This window comes from Georgenia sp., assembly GCF_054605595.1.
This window is the reverse complement of record NZ_JBTSDU010000014.1, coordinates 1-14,861: the sequence shown is the minus strand read 5'-3', so window position 1 is coordinate 14,861 and position 14,861 is coordinate 1. Positions and strand designations below refer to the sequence as shown.

Sequence of the window (14,861 nt, the reverse complement as noted above, 5' to 3'; positions counted from 1 at the left end):
CGTCGCGTAGGACCTGCTGCTCTTCGGACTGGCCGGGCACCGCCTGTCGCTGTCGGGACCTTCACCCCACCCCCGTTGCCCGTCAGGGCAGAGAAGGAGAGTCCGATGAAGCTCGACGAGCTGATCCGGAAGGTCCGGGAGCAGATCAACGCCCGGATCAACGTCCGCAACGACTACGCCACCAAGCTCGAGGAGCTGCGTGGCGCCGAGTCCGTCGACGAGACCGCCGTCGAGGAGCTCCGCTCCAAGAAGGGCGACGTCGACGCCGAGATCCGCGAGTTGCAGACCAAGCTCGAGGACCTCGAGAAGGAGCGCACGCAGGACGAGGCCGTGGCCCGCCTGCAGGCCACCACGACCGGCACCCCCGCCCCCGTCGACCAGCGCGAGCAGCACGCCCGCGTCGGGCAGGAGCCGCGCACCTACGCCCGCGAGACCGACCCCACCGGTGACACGTTCCTCCGGGACGTCGCCGCGGACTTCCTCGGCAACCGGGAGGCGCGTGAGCGCCTCGCCCGGCACATGCAGGAGGAGAAGGTCGAGCGCGGCGACAAGCTCGCCCGCGCGATCACGACCGGCGGCGCCCCCGGCCTCGTCGTCCCGCAGTACCTGCTCGACCTGTACGCCAAGAAGGGTCGCCCGGGTCGCAAGCTCGCCGACCAGATGCGCAAGCACACCCTCCCCGCCTCGGGGATGACGGTGGAGATCCCCCGCCAGATCGCGAAGACCGCGGTCGGGGAGCAGGCCGCCGAGGGCGACCTCGTCACCGAGGCCGAGTACGACGACGAGATGATCTCGCGGAAGGTCCGCACCGCGGCCGGGTCGCAGAGCATCTCCCGTCAGTCGGTGGAGCGCTCCGAGGGCACGCTCGACGTCGTGACCGAGGACCTGTTCCGGGCCTACGACTCCGACCTCGACTCGATGCTCATCAACTCCGCCACGTGGGGGCTGCTGGCGGTGGCGAACGCGGTCACGTACACGTCGGCGGCCCCGACCGCGAAGGAGCTGTACAGCAAGATCGTCGGCGCGAAGGCGGCCCAGGAGGACGTGCTCCTCGACCTCGACGAGGACGACGTCTTCACCCTCATGCGCGGGCGGCGGTGGGCGTGGCTGAAGAACCAGCACACCACCGAGCACCCGTTCATCCAGGCCGTGTCGGTCCCCGCCCTGGTGGGCGGCACCAGCCTGGACAACGGCTACGCGGCCGGTGTGCGCGGGTTCCTGCCCGACGGCGGCCCGGTCGTCACGGACAACAACCTCCCGGCGAACCTCGGCACCGGCACCAACGAGGACGTCGCGGTGGTCGTCGCCCGCCAGGAGGCGCACCTGTGGGAGGACCCCTCGGCGCCGGTGCTGATCCGCGCCGAGCAGAACCAGGCCAAGAAGCTCCTGATCGACCTGGTCGTCTACGGCTACTTCGCCGCCGTCTTCGACCGCGTGGTCGACGCGCAGGGCACGCCGAAGGCCGTCCACCAGCAGATCACCGGCACCGGTCTGGTCGCCCCGGTCTTCTGACCGTGACGTGGTCCACCCGCTACGCCGCACGGCTGGCGGGCGGACCACCACCACACGCCCCGCACCAAGAACGGAGAGACCGATGACCGAGCAGGACCGCAAGACCGCCGCCGAGGCCCGCGCGGCCGCGCTGCAGGCCAACCGGGCCGACATCGTGCCCGCGCTGCAGGCCGAGCGCCAGGGCTACGTCGTCCGTGGTCTGGAGGACCGCGTCGCCGAGGTCGACGCCCAGCTCGCCCTCTACGGCGCCCTCGACGACGACCCCGCCGACCCGGAGGGCGAGAAGCCCGCCGAGGGCGAGAAGCCCGCCGACCCGGAGGGCGAGAAGCCCGCCGAGGCTGAGGAGCCGGCCAAGCCGCGCGGCCGCGGCTCCGCCAAGGCCCAGGTCGAGAAGACCGAGCAGGCCTGACCTGCCATGAGTGAGCCCGCACCCGAGGACACCCGGTTCGTGACCCTGGCCGAGCAGAAGGCGTTCCAAAAGCTCGCCCCGGACTCCACGACCGAGGACGTCCACGTCAACGAGGCGCTGAACGCCGCGATCGAGAACGTCGACAGCAAGGTGTACGTCTCCCTCACGGGCGGCGACCACGTCATGCGGGTGCGCTCCTCCTCGCGGTACCTCGTCCTGCCGACCACGCACCTCGAGGCGGTCGTCTCCGTGACGGCCCCGGACGGAAGCGTCCTGGCGACCGGGGACCTTGACGTCGACCTCGAGGCGGGCATCGTGACCGTCCCGCGTGCGCTCGCGGGCACCTGGACGGTGACGGTGACGCCGCCGGCGGCGGCGGAGGCGTCGATCCGTCAGGCGGTGAAGATCATCGCGTCCCACCTGTTCGGTGTGCACCGGGGGTCCCCGGCGGGCCCGCGGGGTGGGATCGACGCGCAGCAGATCGAGGCGTCGCTGGCGGGGTTCGCGATCCCGCGGCGGGCGGCTGAGCTGCTCGCCGCCTACGCGGTGGGCGGGGGGTTTGCCTGATGCCTGTGACGCGTATCCCGGCGGTGGTGGATCTTCTGCGGCAGGTCGCGGTGGACGCCACGGGCCTGCAGGTGATCGACGGCCCGCACGTCGGGGAGCTGATGGACGAGGCGATCGTCATCGGGTTCACCGACTCGGTCGACCGGCCCGGCTACTCCACGACGTGGGAGCGGCAGCCGGGGTTCGGGGCGCCGTCGCTGCGGGAGAACTTCACCGTGCGGTGCCTGCTCACCGTCGCATCCGGGTCGATCGACATGGCGGTGCTGCGGGCCCGGTGCGGTGAGGAGCTCGCGAAGTTCGACGCGGCACTGCGGGACCGGCACGTCGCCGACGGTGTGTGGGACATGGCGGGCCTGTCCGGCGAGGCCGAGTGGCTGCCGCTGCAGGCCCCAGACGGGGCGTCGATGACGGTCGTCTTCACGGTCGAGGGGGCGTGCCTGCTGTGAGCACGCCCATGGTCCGGATCGACGCCGGCGGGCAGGTGCTCCAGCTGCGGCGGGACATGCTCAAGGTCCCCCCGAACCTGCGTAAGGAGCTGCGGCCGTCGCTGCGGAAGGTCGGTGCCCGCGTCCAGGCCACGGCCGAGAAGAACGCGGCCTGGTCGTCGAGGATCCCCGCGGCGATGCACCTGCGGGTGTCGTTCTCGCACAACCGGCCCGGTGTGTTCATCCAGGTCGACAAGACCAAGGCGCCGCACGCCCGCGCCTACGAGGGGATCATCATCCAGTGGTTCCGTCACCCGCTCTTCGGTGACCGCGAGTACTGGTTCAAGCAGCAGTCGCGCCCGTATCTGGTGCCTTCGCTCGAGTCGAACGAGGGCGAGGCGTTCACGGCCATCCGCGCGACCGTCGACGAGGTCCTCTCCAAGCTGGGCCTCTGACCCCCTTGCCCGTCTCGACCCCCAGGAAGGGGGCTGGTCGTCATGCCGAAGATCACCCACGACGGAGTCGAAGGCGTCGCGGACGTGCCCGAGAAGGTGCTGCCGTTCTGGCTCCGGTCTGGCTGGGTGCTCGTCGTCGACGAGCCCGCCGAGGAGCCTCCCCTCCCCGCACCACGCCCGCGCTCCCGCCGTCGGGCCGCCACGACTCCCGCGACCGTCCCGGCTGCGGGAAACGACTCCACCGGGGGTCGTGACCACTCCACTACCAGCACCGAGGAGACACCATGACCGTCCTGACCCCCGCGTCCCGCTACTTCGCGCCGGGCATCACCAAGGTCCGCTTCATCCCCACCGTCGCCGCCCTGACGCACATCCCGACGTTGGTGGAGCGGACCGCCGGCACCCTCCTGATCGACATCGCCGACATCTCCGGCTGGGACACCACCTCCGCGTCGATCGGAACCCCGGACCTCGACAACCGGTTCACCAAGTCGATCAAGGGCCGCAAGACCGCCTCGGACTCCTCGATCACGTTCTGGGCCGACATCAACGGTGAGGACGTCCGTCAGGTCCTCTCCGAGGACCTCGACGGGTACGTCGAGTGGGCCGACGGCGGCGACGATGCGGGCAAGCTCGCCGACTGCTTCCCGGTCTCGGTGAGCTCGGTGGGCAAGGTCCGCTCCGTCGGTGACCAGGCCATGCAGCTCGTCGTGGGCTTCACGATCACCGGTGTGCCGGCGGTCGACTACCCGATCCCGACCGTCTGATGGGTCTTCGCGAGAAGCTCGCGGCGAAGCAGCGGCGGCGCGCGTCGTACCCCGTCCAGGTCTCTGACCCGGCCGAGGCGAACGCGCGCGTCGCCGCCGCTCGCTTGGCCCTCTCCGCCGCGCTCATCAGCGGGGCTGACGTGGACGAGGCGGACCGGGAGGCCCGCCGCGCGGAGGTCACCGCCGCACAGCAGGCCGCTGAGGCGTGCTTCGTCGACGTCGCCTTCACCGCGCTGGCCCCGGAGGACTTCGAGGCCCTCATGGCCGCGCACACTCTCCCCGACGGCTCCGTCGACCGGGCGAGGTTTCTGCCCGCGCTCGCGGCCGCGTGCGCGGTCGAGGAGGACCTGCAGGACGAGGAGTGGTGGGCGGGCCAGCTCGACCGGGCGACGGGGGCGTGGTCACCGGGTGAGTGGGACGCGCTCTACCAGCTGCTGTTCGTCGAGCTGAACTACTCGGTGCCGTCGGCAGCCGTCTCAAAAGGCTGAGCGCGGACCCGCTGTTCCGGGCCCGGATGGGCTACTGCGGTCCGCGCGGCCTCGCGCTCAGCACGTTCCTGTCCTGGCCTCAGGAAGATCAGGACGCCGCCCTCGCCTGGCAGGGGCACGAGTCCCGCCGGTGCTCCTCGTGCGGGTTCCACCCCGACGACGGCGGGGTGCACTCCCACATCGACGTCTGCCCGGGGTGTGTGGCCCTGGAGCACGCCCGCAAGGACGCGTCGAAGATCAACGGCTCCCACGTGCGCATCGCCCACGGCACGGCCGCCACCTGTGACAGGTGCCGCCGTGAGGCCGCCGCCAACGCCCACTGACTGACGCCCAGGGAGGTGACCGGTGGCCGCCAAGGACCGTAACCTCAACGTCGGCATCACCTCCAGTTTCGACGGGCGTGGCTTCAAGTCCGCGGAGCAGTCCGCGAAGGTCCTCGAGCGTGAGCTGGACCGCCAGGAGCAGAAGACCCGCCAGATGGCGGGCCTGCACACGCAGGCGGCCCGGGAGATGGCTGCGGCGGAGGCGGAGAAGGCCGCGGTCATCGAGCGGGTCAACGCCCGGCAGCGGCAGGCGATGGAGGCGACCGGCCGGGTCGTCATGGGTCTGTCGCTGGCGGCGGCGGCGGGGTTCGCCCTGACGGCGAAGGCCGCGATCGACTGGGAGTCCGACTGGGCTGGGGTCACCAAGACGGTCGACGGCACCACCGAGGAGATGAACCTCCTAGAGGGCCAACTGCGGTCCCTGGCGCGCTCGCTGCCGGCGACGCACGGGGAGATCGCGGCGGTCGCGGAGGCCGCCGGTCAGCTCGGTGTGAAGCGGGAGAACGTCGCCGCGTTCACGCGGACGATGGTCGCCCTCGGGGAGACGACGAACCTGTCGGCCGACGAGGCCGCGACCGCGCTGGCGCAGCTGTCGAACATCATGGGCACGTCCGCCGATGACGTCTCTCGTCTGGGCTCGACCCTGGTCGCCCTCGGTAACGACGGCGCGTCGACGGAGCGCGACATCGTCACCATGGCTCAGCGGATGGCCGGTGCCGGCAAGCTCGTCGGTGCCACCGAGGGTGAGGTCCTCGCCCTGTCCTCGGCGCTGTCGTCCATGGGTGTCACCGCCGAGCTCGGTGGCGGTGTCGCGTCCCGGGTGATGCAGGACCTGTACTCGGTGGTCCAGACCGGCGGTGACAAGCTCGGCGACTTCGCGAAGATCGCCGGCATGTCCGCCTCGGACTTCGCTGCGGCGTTCCGGGAGGACCCGGTCCGTGCGCTCGCGCTCTTCACGGAGGGGCTCAACGGCGTCGAGGCGTCCGGCGGCAACGTCGTGACCACCCTCTCCGACATCGGGTTCAAGTCCTCCGAGGAGCAGCGCATCCTGCTGCAGCTCAAGGCCAACACCGACCTGGTGACGGACGCCCTCGACCTGCAGAGCGAGGCGTGGGCAGAGAACACCGCCCTCACGGACGAGGCGAACAAGCGGTATCAGACGACCGAGGCCCGCTTGCAGATCGCCCGGAACCAGATCAACGACGCGGCCATCGACATCGGCGGCAACTTCCTCCCCGCGGTCGCGTCCGCGACGGAGGCCGTCGGCGCCATGGCCACCGGGTTCGGGTCGCTGCCGGACTCGGTGCAGACCTGGGTCACCGGGCTCGGCACCGCCGCCACCGCCGTCGGTCTCCTCGGCGGTGGGGCGCTCATCGCCGTGCCCAAGCTCGTCGAGTTCCGCAAGACCGTCGACGCCCTCCACGGTGGCTCCTCCCGTCTCGGGAAGATCATGGGCGGTACCGCCTCGGTCCTCACCGGTCCCTGGGGCATCGCGCTCGCGGGTGCGACCATCGGTGTCGCCCTGTGGGCGAAGGCTCAGGGTGAGGCGGTGCAGAAGGTCCAGGCCCTCGCTGAGACCCTCGACGGCCAGACGGGTGCCCTGACCGAGAATTCCACGGCGTGGATCCAGTCCGAGCTGACGAAGGACCAGAGCTTCGGGATCCGGAACACGCAGTCGATGGCCGAGGCCGCGAAGGAGATGGGCATCTCGATCGAGACGCTCACCAAGGCCTACGAGGGCCAGCCTGCCGCGATAGACGAGGCCAAGGCCAAGGCCGAGGCATGGGCTGAGGCGAACCGTGACTGGTCGCTGGCCTCGGACTCCCAGTCGGACCGGTTCATCCGCAACCTCGACGACCAGTCCGCCCGTCTAGAGGACGCCGCGGAGATCGCGGGCGCCAAGAAGGACATCGACGCCGCCGCCACGAACCAGCAGGGCGACCTCGCAGACGAGTACGCGGCGACGAACCCGCTCATCGACGCACAGTCGGACGTCCTCGGTGAGGTCACCGGTGCCGCGGACACGGCGACTGAGGCCCTCGGCGAGTACCTCGCCACCCTCTCCGAGCTCACCGGGGTAGTCCTGTCCGAGCGTGAGGCGCAGCGCGCGCTGGAGGAGGCTTACGACTCCTTCAACGGCACCCTGGAGACCAACGGAGCCACCCTCGACATCACCACCGAGAAGGGGCGAGCGAACCAGGCAGCCCTGGACAACATCGCCTCCTCGACCTGGGACCTGATCGGGGCGATGGCCGCCAACGGCGCCGAGCACGAGCAGCTCGAGGCCACCATGGCCTCCGCCCGGGCGGAGTTCATCAACGCCGCAGAGGCGGCCGGCATCGAGACCGAGGCCGCGAACGCACTCGCGGACCAGCTCGGCCTGATCCCGGCGAACGTGACGACGGCCATCACGGTCGCGGGTGTCGCGGCCGCGAAGCAGCAGATCGAGGATCTCCGGCTGCTTTACGACGGCAAGACGATCGCGCAGGCGACGATCGACGTCTTCGAGCGGGTGATCGGTGCAGGCGGCACCCGTGGTCAGGGTGCGGACGCGGCCCGGTACACGGGGCAGGCGCTCGCGGGTGCCCGTCGGCAGGCTGACGGCGGCGTGGTGGAGTTCTACGGCTCGGGTGGGGTCCGTGAGAACCACGTCGCGCAGATCGCCCCGGCCGGCGCGTGGCGGGTGTGGGCGGAGGACGAGACCGAGGGTGAGGGGTATGTGCCTCTGGCGCGGTCGAAGCGGCCCAGGTCCGAGGAGATCATGGGCGAGATCGCGGCCCGCCTCGGTGGTGCGTACATCCCGTCGCAGTACGTCGGCCACTACGCAGGCGGCGCAGTGCTGGGCGCAGCGGGTGGGCCCACGCCGTCGCCGGGGCCGACCTTCGGGGCACTCTTCGCTGCGGAGAAGGTCGAGGTGCTCCGTGGTGGCCCCGAAGAGGTCGCTGCGGATCTGGCCTGGAAGCTGATGGGGAAGGTGGCGCCGTGACCGTGGTGTGGGCGGAGAGCGGCGGCACTGTCTTGTTCTGGCGCGACCTGGCGGTACGAGGCTCCACAGAGGGGTCGGAGGAGTTGTGGCTGGAGTCGCTCGAGGGCTGGGAGGAGATCCCGGATACCAGCCAGGATCTCGCCAACAGGCCGGCAGCGCACGGCGCGTTTGACGCCCCTGTGTGGGCGGGTCCGCGCCGCGTCGTCGTGACGGGGTGGGCGGTGTCCGAGCGTGACCGCGATGGGCTCCTCGCGCGCCTCCGGGCGTCCCTTGCGCTGCCCTCTGGGCGCGGTGAGCTGGAGACGCTGGCGATCGGCTTCGCTGGGCGCACGCTTACCGCCCAGGCGCGCCTCAGGCGGTTCAAGCCCACGGTCCAGCACTGGGCGTCGGGGGCGTTCGGTTGGGCGGCGGAGTGGGTCGCGCCTGATCCGCTGCGGTACCTCCCCGCGCGGCCAGTCTCGACGGGGCTACCGGCGCAGGCCGGCGGGCTACGGGTGCCGCTGTTCACCGACGGCGACGTCGGCGTGCTTGGGCACCTTGACTTCGGGGCGCCCGGCACCGCTGGGCGGCTGCTGCTGTCGAACGAGGGTACCGCCGAGCTGTACCCGTCCTTCGAGGTGGCCGGTCCCCTGCCGTTGGGGTTCGCGCTGCAGGAGGTCCGCACGGGGCGGCGTCTGGAGTTCGCGAGTGACGTGCCGGCGGGCATGTGGCTCGAGGTGGACCAGGCGACGAGCCGTGTCCGGCTCCGCTCCCCGGGGGACTCCGGCGGGGTGTCCCGGTCTGGGCTGATGGTGCGCCGGGAGTGGACGCCGATCCCGCCCGGCGGCACGTCGGAGTGGGTGTTCACCTCGGCCGGCCCGTATCACCCGGACGCGTGCGCGACTGGGCACTCGGGAGGGGCGTTCTGGTGAGGGTGGAGTACATCGCCGGCGAGCTGCGCACGGGCCGGATCCTGGCTACCGTGCCGGCGTCGTCGGGGCCGTGGTCGCAGGTGCTCAACTCTGCCGGGGACGTCTCGGCGAAGGTCCCGCTGTGGGACCTGGGCAAGGCGGACCGGCGTGACCTCCTCGCCACCTTGGAGACCACCCGCTGCTTCTTGGGCGTGCAGGTCGGTGACCGGGTGATCGAGGCCGGCCCGATCTGGACGCACGACCTCGACACCGACGGGAATCTCGCAGTCAAGGGGCTCGGCCTATGGTCGCTGTGGGACCACCGCCTGGTGATCCCCGTAGTCGGGGAGGTCCGTCAGGGTCAGCAGGCGTGGTCCGGGCTCTCCCTCGGCACCATCGCCAAGAGGCTCGTGCAGGAGGCCCTCAAGCACGCCGGCGGGTCCCTGCCCGTCGTCTTCCCGGCGGACGAGACCGGGATTCACGAGCGGACCTACCCAGGGTATGAGGTGGCCCAGGTGGGGCAGCGGCTCTCCCAGCTGGTCGAGGTGGAGGGTGGCCCGGACCTGGCGTTCGAGCCGCGCCTAACCTCGGACCGCCAGGCGGTCGAGTGGGTCATGCGGACCGGCACTGCGGCGGACCCGCTGCTGCATCAGACCGGTGCCGACCATCAGTGGGACACGTCGGCGGTGCGCGGATCCGTCGGGAACGTCACCGCGAGCGTGGACGGTACCGCCCGCGTGAACCGTGCCCTGACCATCGGAGACGGATTCGAGACGGCAACTCTCATCGGCGTCGCCACCGACACCGCCCAGCTCGACCGGGGTTACCCGCTGCTCGAGTCCGTCGTGAACCGCTCCACAGTCCTCAAGCAGTCCACTTTGGACGCGCACTCCCGGGCGAGCGTCGATCAGGGGTCGGTGCCGTGGACGACGTGGAAGCTGCGTGTCGCCGCCGACGAGGACCCGAGGCTTGGTGAGTACCGGCCCGGTGACTGGGCCGCCATCGAGATCCCAGAGGATCACGTCTACCTGCGCGGAGGGTCGTACCGTGCCCGGCTCGGGAAGGTCTCGGGTGACGCTGACGACGAGTTCGTCGACCTGGCTCTACTGCCCACGAAGGAGCACCGGTGACCGACAGCGCGGGGTGGAAGGGTGGCCGCCCGGCCGACAACACCGGGCTGCAGTGGCTGATCAACCGGCTCAACAAGATGCAGGCCGACCTCAACGAGCTCCGCGGCGCGGCCCAGCTGCGTGCGGCTGGTATCCATGCGACGGAGGAGGGTCTTCGGGTCGACTCGTCCCTCGGCGTGGCGGGTGACCTCGACGTCACCGGCGCCGCGACGTTCTCCGGGGACACCGAGATCGGTGGCAACGCCGCCATCACCGGCACCCTGTCCCTGCCCGCGGGGATCATCGACAACGACGCGCTCGCGTCCCCGGTCTCCTTCGCCGAGGGTGACGGGTCCAACGACGGGTTCTCGGTGCCGCAAGGGCCGGGCGAGTTCAACATCGCCTCGATGCAGCTCACGGTGCCGGCGGGCTATACCGGCGCCCTGGTCGTGGTGATCGGAACGATCTACGCACTGAACTCGACGGCCACCATGTCCTACCTGCGCTCCCGCGTGTACGTCGACCACCCGACGCAGGGCAGCACGTGGGGCCGTCAACTACTGGCGCCGCTCCCGAACAGCAACGGCTCGGCGGTGCTGACGGTCAACCACCAGCACCGCTACGCAGACCTGGTGGGTGGCCAGGTAATCACGGCCCGCATCATCGCGGTGGCGGACTACGTCACGATCCCCGCTGCGCCCAGCAACGGGGCGACCGTCTGTGCCTTCGCGATCTTCACTCGCTAGGCAGAGGATCGCTCCCAGGGGCGGCGCCCGACATGTCGGGGATCGGGTGGGGGTTCTCCGGCGTCCCATAGACAACACCCGGCTGCGGGGTGAAGTTCTGGGTGGGCTGGGGGGCGGTCACCGGCGCCGACTCGGGGACTGCGGGTGCGGGCTGGGGGGCGGGGGTCTCGACCACGGGGGCCTCCTCGATCACAGGCTCGGGCTCGGGTGCGGGGACCGCGGCCGCCTCGGGTGTCGGCTCCACGGTCGGTACCGGCTCGACGGTGGGCACGACCACGGGCTCCGTGGTGGGGGTCGGCTCCGGCGTCGGGGTGTCGTCCTCGGCGCCGTTGGCGATGAGGATCCCCCCGAACACGAGCACACCGGCCGCGACGGTGCCACCGACGCCTGCGAGCAACGACTTCTTCTCCATGCCCAGACGGTAGCAGTCCAATACCACACTTGAGGAGAGACTGATGGCTCTGATCTACCCGCTTTTCGTGCACCCGGACATGACTGGCGTCGACCCGGGGACCGGGCAGCCGGCCCCGCGGGGGACGACCGCGCTGGAGGCGCGGAAGGCGCTCGCGGGCCTGGTGCCGTCGGCGGGGGTGATCGATGGCATGGTGGCGTCGGGGACGACCGGCTGGCAGTACAGCGTGGGCGCGGGGCACTACGCGGTCGAGCACGCCGAGGGTGGAGTCTCTCTCGGTGCGAATGATGGCCCGCTCCTCGTCCCGACGGACCCGGCCCCCCAGACGGGGTCCCGTATCGATGTGATCTGGGTGATGCACAAGGACGCCGTGACGGACGCGGACTCGGCCCCGCTGGTGGGTGTGACGCAGGGGCCGGCTTCGGGGACACCGCAGGTGCCTGCGATCCCGGCTGGTGCTGTAGAGCTCAACCGGGCGGTGGTGCCGGCGGGGGCGCCGGACACGCTGGGGGCGACCATCACCAGGACGGGCAAGCGTCCCGGTGTGACCGCCACGGTGACGCCCGCGGCCGGGTACGCGGGCGCACTGATCGTCGAGCGTGGTGGGGACGGGCGGGTCACGAACGGCGGTGCGCTCGGTCCCACCGCCTCACCGACGATCACGAGCACCTACGTCACCATCGGCACCATCCCGGAGGGTTTCCGTCCGCAGCAGACGATGCTCGTGTCGGTGGTGTCCTCCGTCGATGCGGTGTTCCAGGGGCAGATCACTCCCGCCGGGGCCATCCAGGTCCGCACGTTCAAGGTAGGTGGGCAGGCGGTCAACACGAACACGTCGTTCTCTATCGCCGGCCTGACCTGGATCGCGGGGGTCTGACGTGGAGTTCACGTTCCAGCCGGGGTTGGCCCTGGACTATGTCTCGCTCATGCCTGCGGTCGGTGCGGTCGGTCGCCTCACAGCGACCCCGGATGGGCCTGCCGTGGCGACCTCGCGTCCGGTGGTGTCGAACGCCCGCGGCGTCTACCCGGGTTTCACCGCCCCCGTCTCGCGCGGGTATCTGTCTTTCAGCGGGCTGGACCCCATCCCGGTGATCAGCGTCGAGGCGGTGGACGCGGCGGCGAACGTCACGGCCGAGGCGCAGGCGGCGGTCGACGCGCTCGCCCCGGACGCGGTGACTGCCGCAGCTCCGGCCGCGGTGGAGGCCGCCGCGGCGGGCCTGGACATTCTCACTGAGACCGCCGCCGATGGCCGGTACGTGCGTCACGGTGAGCAGGTGGTCGACCTCGGCCGGTACGTCGTGGGCGACGGTGTCGCCGACGACACCGCCGCCGTGCAGGCGGCCATGGACCTGGCGATCGCTGAGTCGAAGCCGTTGTACTGCCCTCGGGGGGTGGTGTGCGCGGTCGATCCCGTCTACATCACCGCCCCCATCACGCTGACCGGGGTGATCACCCTGAAGGCGCGCACGCTGAACCAGCCGGTCGTCCTCGACATCGGCGCCAAGGTATACGCCCAGGACGCGGACGTCACGGTCAACGCCGCACAGCTGGCCCTCTACGGGATCCGGGCACGCTCCTGGGGGCGCTCCACGTTCGGCACGCTCGAAGTCCAGTCGGCCCGGATCTGGGGCATGCAGTTCGACCCCTCGGGGAACAACAACATGGTCCAGGTGCGCAAGTTCCGTGCCACGGCATCAGGTGCCCGGCACGTCACCACCGCCACCCAGACGGCTGCGACGGCCAACGTGACGACCTCGATCACGGGCTACTCCACCCTGACGCTGGCGACGCCGGTCCCGGCGGAGTACCTCACCCCGCTCGCGACCTATTTCGTCTTGGTGAACGGGCTCGCGTACAAGGTCCGGTCACTGACCGCCACCACCGTCGAGGTCCTCATGCTGGACCTCGGCAACGGCAACGCGGCGGAGATGACGATCATCATCGGCGGAGGTCTGAACATCGCCAAGTTCGGCGACAACGGGGTCGGCTCGTGGGGGGCGCTGGACATCTTCTCCAACGCCGGCATCGGCATCCAGCAGGACAGCCTCTACGGGCATGCGTTCAACAACGCCGTCATCCAGGGCAACGGCATCGGGTTCGCGTGCGCCGACTACACCCTCGAGACCCACTTCACGAAGCCCTACTTCGAGCTGAACCTCGTCGACTTCGTCTCCTGGTCCTACGTCGCCGGCATGATGTCCGCCCCGATCCTCAACATCGGCGGCATCCAGAACCTCGTCGGCCGGCTCGGCGGGTCGGGCCGGCAGGATCCGAAGCTCATCATCTTCCAGGACGAGCAGCCATCTCTGCGGGGCCCGCTGGAGCCGTCCAACAACCCGGGCACCCGGACGCTGAACCCCGGGCAGGTCTACGCCTACACCAGGACCGGCTCCGCAGACGGCACGTCGCCATGGACGGTGACGATCAACAACGAGGCCAAGTACCGGGCCTTGGGGGCGCACACCGTGATGCTCCACCTGGTGCACCCGACGGCCACGAACGGCTCCACGGTCACGGTGAACCTCGCTGTCGCCGGGGAGACGGTCGAGGGCGGCGCGTCGGGCACGGTCAAGGTCGTCGGCCGTGGCCTGATCATCGCGTCTCGGGTCGGCACCGACTGGCGCGTCAGTGCCGTCTAGGAGGTTTGCATGACTACTCGCTTCCGCACCGCCCCACCGTGGGCCAAGCGCGTCCTCACCGCCCTCTACCTGGCCATATACCTGGGCCTGGTGGTCGCCGGGGTCATCGGCACGACCTGGCCTGCCGACTCCGGCATGACCACCGTGGAGCTCGTCGCCGCACGCGGGGCGGGGGTCGCCATGATCGTCGGTGCCGCCCTCTGCTGGGCGTCCTACCCGACACGCAGGTGGCGGTGGGAGCTGCGCTGGTCGTGGGTCGCCGGCACCGCCCTCGGGGTCTACACCCTGGTGATCTTCTCGCACGCCCCGCTCGCTGACCGGGGCCTGCTCGTGGTGTCCATGCTCGTCCTCACGCTGTCAGTCTTCGCCCGGGGGGTAGCGATGCTGACGTTCGAGGACGAGACACGCAGGGCCGCCGAGGCTGCCATCCCGGGAGAGTGAGGGCCACCCCCATGGCGGACAGCACCGTCGACCTGATCGTCCAGTCCCTCATCACCGCCGGCATCGGTTTCGGGTCCGGTGGTGGCCTCATCGCGTGGGTCAACGCTCACCGCTCCCGCCGCGCCGGCGTCGCGGCTGACGAGCGGCAGGCCAAGCGCGACCGCATCAGCGACCTCGAGGCCGGGTACGTCCGGGTCCTGGCCGAGCGTGACGCCGCAGAGCGCGACCGCGACCAGGCTGAGGCGCAGGTGCGGCTCGCCATCGACTACGTGCACCGTCTCCGTGCCGCCATCGTCACCGGAAAGCCGCCCCCTCCGGAGTCGTTCCCTGAGGGACTGACCCGCATCTGACCACCTCGCCCCCGCCGTCCGACGTCGGGGGCTTCCTCATGCCCAGGAGGCACCCAGTGAGCACACCCACTCCCGATGACGACACCCTCGGCTGGGACGTCGACCGTCACGGCCGCATGGCCGACCACGCCACCGAGGATGACGCCGTGCCGACCGAGCCCTACGACCCGGACGGAGACGACGACTAATGCCCCGCGTCATGGACCTGCCCAAGGCGCTCGCGGGTCGCGGCCTGACCGTCGAGACCGTCCCCGGCTGGCAGACCCGCGGCGCGTCGTCCTTCGCCCCGGTCGGAGCCCTGGCTCACTGGACCGCTGGCTCCCGCACTGGAGACCGGCCCTC

19 protein-coding genes are annotated in these 14,861 nt (G+C 70.7%); 18 read left to right on the top strand and 1 reads right to left on the bottom strand.

Annotated elements, in window-relative coordinates:
• The first annotated feature begins 105 nt into the window (after positions 1 to 105).
• From ACYC1Z_RS03415 to ACYC1Z_RS03355, 13 genes are all read left to right on the top strand, one after another.
• Entirely contained in the window at positions 106 to 1,512 is a 1,407-nt protein-coding gene (locus ACYC1Z_RS03415; RefSeq protein ID WP_461408136.1) for a hypothetical protein, read from the top strand.
• An 82-nt stretch (positions 1,513 to 1,594) separates the two neighbouring features.
• Complete coding sequence (locus tag ACYC1Z_RS03410) at positions 1,595 to 1,921, top strand: hypothetical protein (protein WP_461408135.1); 327 nt, start codon at positions 1,595 to 1,597, stop codon at positions 1,919 to 1,921.
• Positions 1,922 to 1,927: 6 nt separating this feature from the next.
• Complete coding sequence (locus ACYC1Z_RS03405) at positions 1,928 to 2,488, top strand: hypothetical protein (protein ID WP_461408134.1); 561 nt, start codon at positions 1,928 to 1,930, stop codon at positions 2,486 to 2,488.
• Entirely contained in the window at positions 2,488 to 2,934 is a 447-nt protein-coding gene (locus tag ACYC1Z_RS03400; protein WP_461408133.1) for a hypothetical protein, read from the top strand. Before ACYC1Z_RS03405 ends, ACYC1Z_RS03400 begins: the two co-directional genes overlap by 1 nt.
• Entirely contained in the window at positions 2,931 to 3,368 is a 438-nt protein-coding gene (locus ACYC1Z_RS03395; protein WP_461408132.1) for an HK97 gp10 family phage protein, read from the top strand. The genes ACYC1Z_RS03400 and ACYC1Z_RS03395 overlap by 4 nt, the downstream gene beginning before the upstream one ends.
• A 42-nt stretch (positions 3,369 to 3,410) precedes the next feature.
• Complete coding sequence (locus tag ACYC1Z_RS03390; RefSeq protein WP_461408131.1) at positions 3,411 to 3,656, top strand: hypothetical protein; 246 nt, start codon at positions 3,411 to 3,413, stop codon at positions 3,654 to 3,656.
• A complete protein-coding gene (locus ACYC1Z_RS03385; RefSeq protein ID WP_461408130.1) occupies positions 3,653 to 4,135 on the top strand; it encodes a phage tail tube protein in 483 nt (160 codons plus the stop codon). The genes ACYC1Z_RS03390 and ACYC1Z_RS03385 overlap by 4 nt, the downstream gene beginning before the upstream one ends.
• The gene (locus tag ACYC1Z_RS03380; RefSeq protein ID WP_461408129.1) at positions 4,135 to 4,623 is read left to right on the top strand and encodes a hypothetical protein; all 489 of its coding nucleotides are present in this window, start codon (positions 4,135 to 4,137) and stop codon (positions 4,621 to 4,623) included. Before ACYC1Z_RS03385 ends, ACYC1Z_RS03380 begins: the two co-directional genes overlap by 1 nt.
• A 26-nt stretch (positions 4,624 to 4,649) precedes the next feature.
• On the top strand, positions 4,650 to 4,946 hold the full coding sequence (locus ACYC1Z_RS03375) for a hypothetical protein (RefSeq protein ID WP_461408128.1): 297 nt from the start codon (positions 4,650 to 4,652) through the stop codon (positions 4,944 to 4,946).
• 22 nt (positions 4,947 to 4,968) lie between these two features.
• Positions 4,969 to 7,932 carry a phage tail tape measure protein gene (locus ACYC1Z_RS03370; protein ID WP_461408127.1) on the top strand — a complete coding sequence of 988 codons (2,964 nt, stop codon included), beginning with the start codon at positions 4,969 to 4,971 and terminating at the stop codon, positions 7,930 to 7,932.
• Positions 7,929 to 8,843: a hypothetical protein gene (locus tag ACYC1Z_RS03365; RefSeq protein WP_461408126.1), complete on the top strand. Its 915-nt coding sequence runs from the start codon at positions 7,929 to 7,931 to the stop codon at positions 8,841 to 8,843. The genes ACYC1Z_RS03370 and ACYC1Z_RS03365 overlap by 4 nt, the downstream gene beginning before the upstream one ends.
• Positions 8,840 to 9,952 (top strand): hypothetical protein, encoded by a 1,113-nt coding sequence (locus ACYC1Z_RS03360; RefSeq protein WP_461408125.1) that lies wholly within the window; start codon positions 8,840 to 8,842, stop codon positions 9,950 to 9,952. The genes ACYC1Z_RS03365 and ACYC1Z_RS03360 overlap by 4 nt, the downstream gene beginning before the upstream one ends.
• Positions 9,949 to 10,677, top strand: coding sequence for a hypothetical protein (locus ACYC1Z_RS03355; protein WP_461408124.1), 729 nt, complete (start codon positions 9,949 to 9,951; stop codon positions 10,675 to 10,677). The genes ACYC1Z_RS03360 and ACYC1Z_RS03355 overlap by 4 nt, the downstream gene beginning before the upstream one ends.
• Here ACYC1Z_RS03355 and ACYC1Z_RS03350 read toward each other — a convergent pair.
• Positions 10,667 to 11,089, bottom strand: coding sequence for a hypothetical protein (locus ACYC1Z_RS03350; protein WP_461408123.1), 423 nt, complete (start codon positions 11,087 to 11,089; stop codon positions 10,667 to 10,669). The two genes, ACYC1Z_RS03355 and ACYC1Z_RS03350, sit on opposite strands and share 11 nt — an antisense overlap.
• A 43-nt stretch (positions 11,090 to 11,132) precedes the next feature.
• On the opposite strand from ACYC1Z_RS03350, the gene ACYC1Z_RS03345 reads away from it, so the two are divergent.
• From ACYC1Z_RS03345 to ACYC1Z_RS03325, 5 genes are all read left to right on the top strand, one after another.
• On the top strand, positions 11,133 to 11,966 hold the full coding sequence (locus ACYC1Z_RS03345) for a hypothetical protein (protein ID WP_461408122.1): 834 nt from the start codon (positions 11,133 to 11,135) through the stop codon (positions 11,964 to 11,966).
• A 124-nt stretch (positions 11,967 to 12,090) separates the two neighbouring features.
• Positions 12,091 to 13,728, top strand: a complete 1,638-nt coding sequence (locus tag ACYC1Z_RS03340; RefSeq protein ID WP_461408121.1) for a hypothetical protein — start codon at positions 12,091 to 12,093, stop codon at positions 13,726 to 13,728.
• A 9-nt stretch (positions 13,729 to 13,737) separates the two neighbouring features.
• Entirely contained in the window at positions 13,738 to 14,169 is a 432-nt protein-coding gene (locus ACYC1Z_RS03335; RefSeq protein WP_461408120.1) for a hypothetical protein, read from the top strand.
• An 11-nt stretch (positions 14,170 to 14,180) separates the two neighbouring features.
• Positions 14,181 to 14,519 (top strand): hypothetical protein, encoded by a 339-nt coding sequence (locus ACYC1Z_RS03330; protein ID WP_461408119.1) that lies wholly within the window; start codon positions 14,181 to 14,183, stop codon positions 14,517 to 14,519.
• Positions 14,520 to 14,575: 56 nt separating this feature from the next.
• Positions 14,576 to 14,707 carry a hypothetical protein gene (locus ACYC1Z_RS03325; protein WP_461408118.1) on the top strand — a complete coding sequence of 44 codons (132 nt, stop codon included), beginning with the start codon at positions 14,576 to 14,578 and terminating at the stop codon, positions 14,705 to 14,707.
• Positions 14,708 to 14,861: the final 154 nt, after the last annotated feature.

Bases quoted from the DNA above. Each gene is read 5' to 3' on its own strand.
- ACYC1Z_RS03415 (WP_461408136.1), top strand. From the start codon at position 106: ATGAAGCTCGACGAGCTGATCCGGAAGGTCCGGGAGCAGATCAACGCC.
- ACYC1Z_RS03410 (WP_461408135.1), top strand. From the start codon at position 1,595: ATGACCGAGCAGGACCGCAAGACCGCCGCCGAGGCCCGCGCGGCCGCG.
- ACYC1Z_RS03405 (WP_461408134.1), top strand. From the start codon at position 1,928: ATGAGTGAGCCCGCACCCGAGGACACCCGGTTCGTGACCCTGGCCGAG.
- ACYC1Z_RS03400 (WP_461408133.1), top strand. From the start codon at position 2,488: ATGCCTGTGACGCGTATCCCGGCGGTGGTGGATCTTCTGCGGCAGGTC.
- ACYC1Z_RS03390 (WP_461408131.1), top strand. From the start codon at position 3,411: ATGCCGAAGATCACCCACGACGGAGTCGAAGGCGTCGCGGACGTGCCC.
- ACYC1Z_RS03385 (WP_461408130.1), top strand. From the start codon at position 3,653: ATGACCGTCCTGACCCCCGCGTCCCGCTACTTCGCGCCGGGCATCACC.
- ACYC1Z_RS03380 (WP_461408129.1), top strand. From the start codon at position 4,135: ATGGGTCTTCGCGAGAAGCTCGCGGCGAAGCAGCGGCGGCGCGCGTCG.
- ACYC1Z_RS03375 (WP_461408128.1), top strand. From the start codon at position 4,650: ATGGGCTACTGCGGTCCGCGCGGCCTCGCGCTCAGCACGTTCCTGTCC.
- ACYC1Z_RS03350 (WP_461408123.1), bottom strand. From the start codon at position 11,089: ATGGAGAAGAAGTCGTTGCTCGCAGGCGTCGGTGGCACCGTCGCGGCC.
- ACYC1Z_RS03345 (WP_461408122.1), top strand. From the start codon at position 11,133: ATGGCTCTGATCTACCCGCTTTTCGTGCACCCGGACATGACTGGCGTC.
- ACYC1Z_RS03335 (WP_461408120.1), top strand. From the start codon at position 13,738: ATGACTACTCGCTTCCGCACCGCCCCACCGTGGGCCAAGCGCGTCCTC.
- ACYC1Z_RS03330 (WP_461408119.1), top strand. From the start codon at position 14,181: ATGGCGGACAGCACCGTCGACCTGATCGTCCAGTCCCTCATCACCGCC.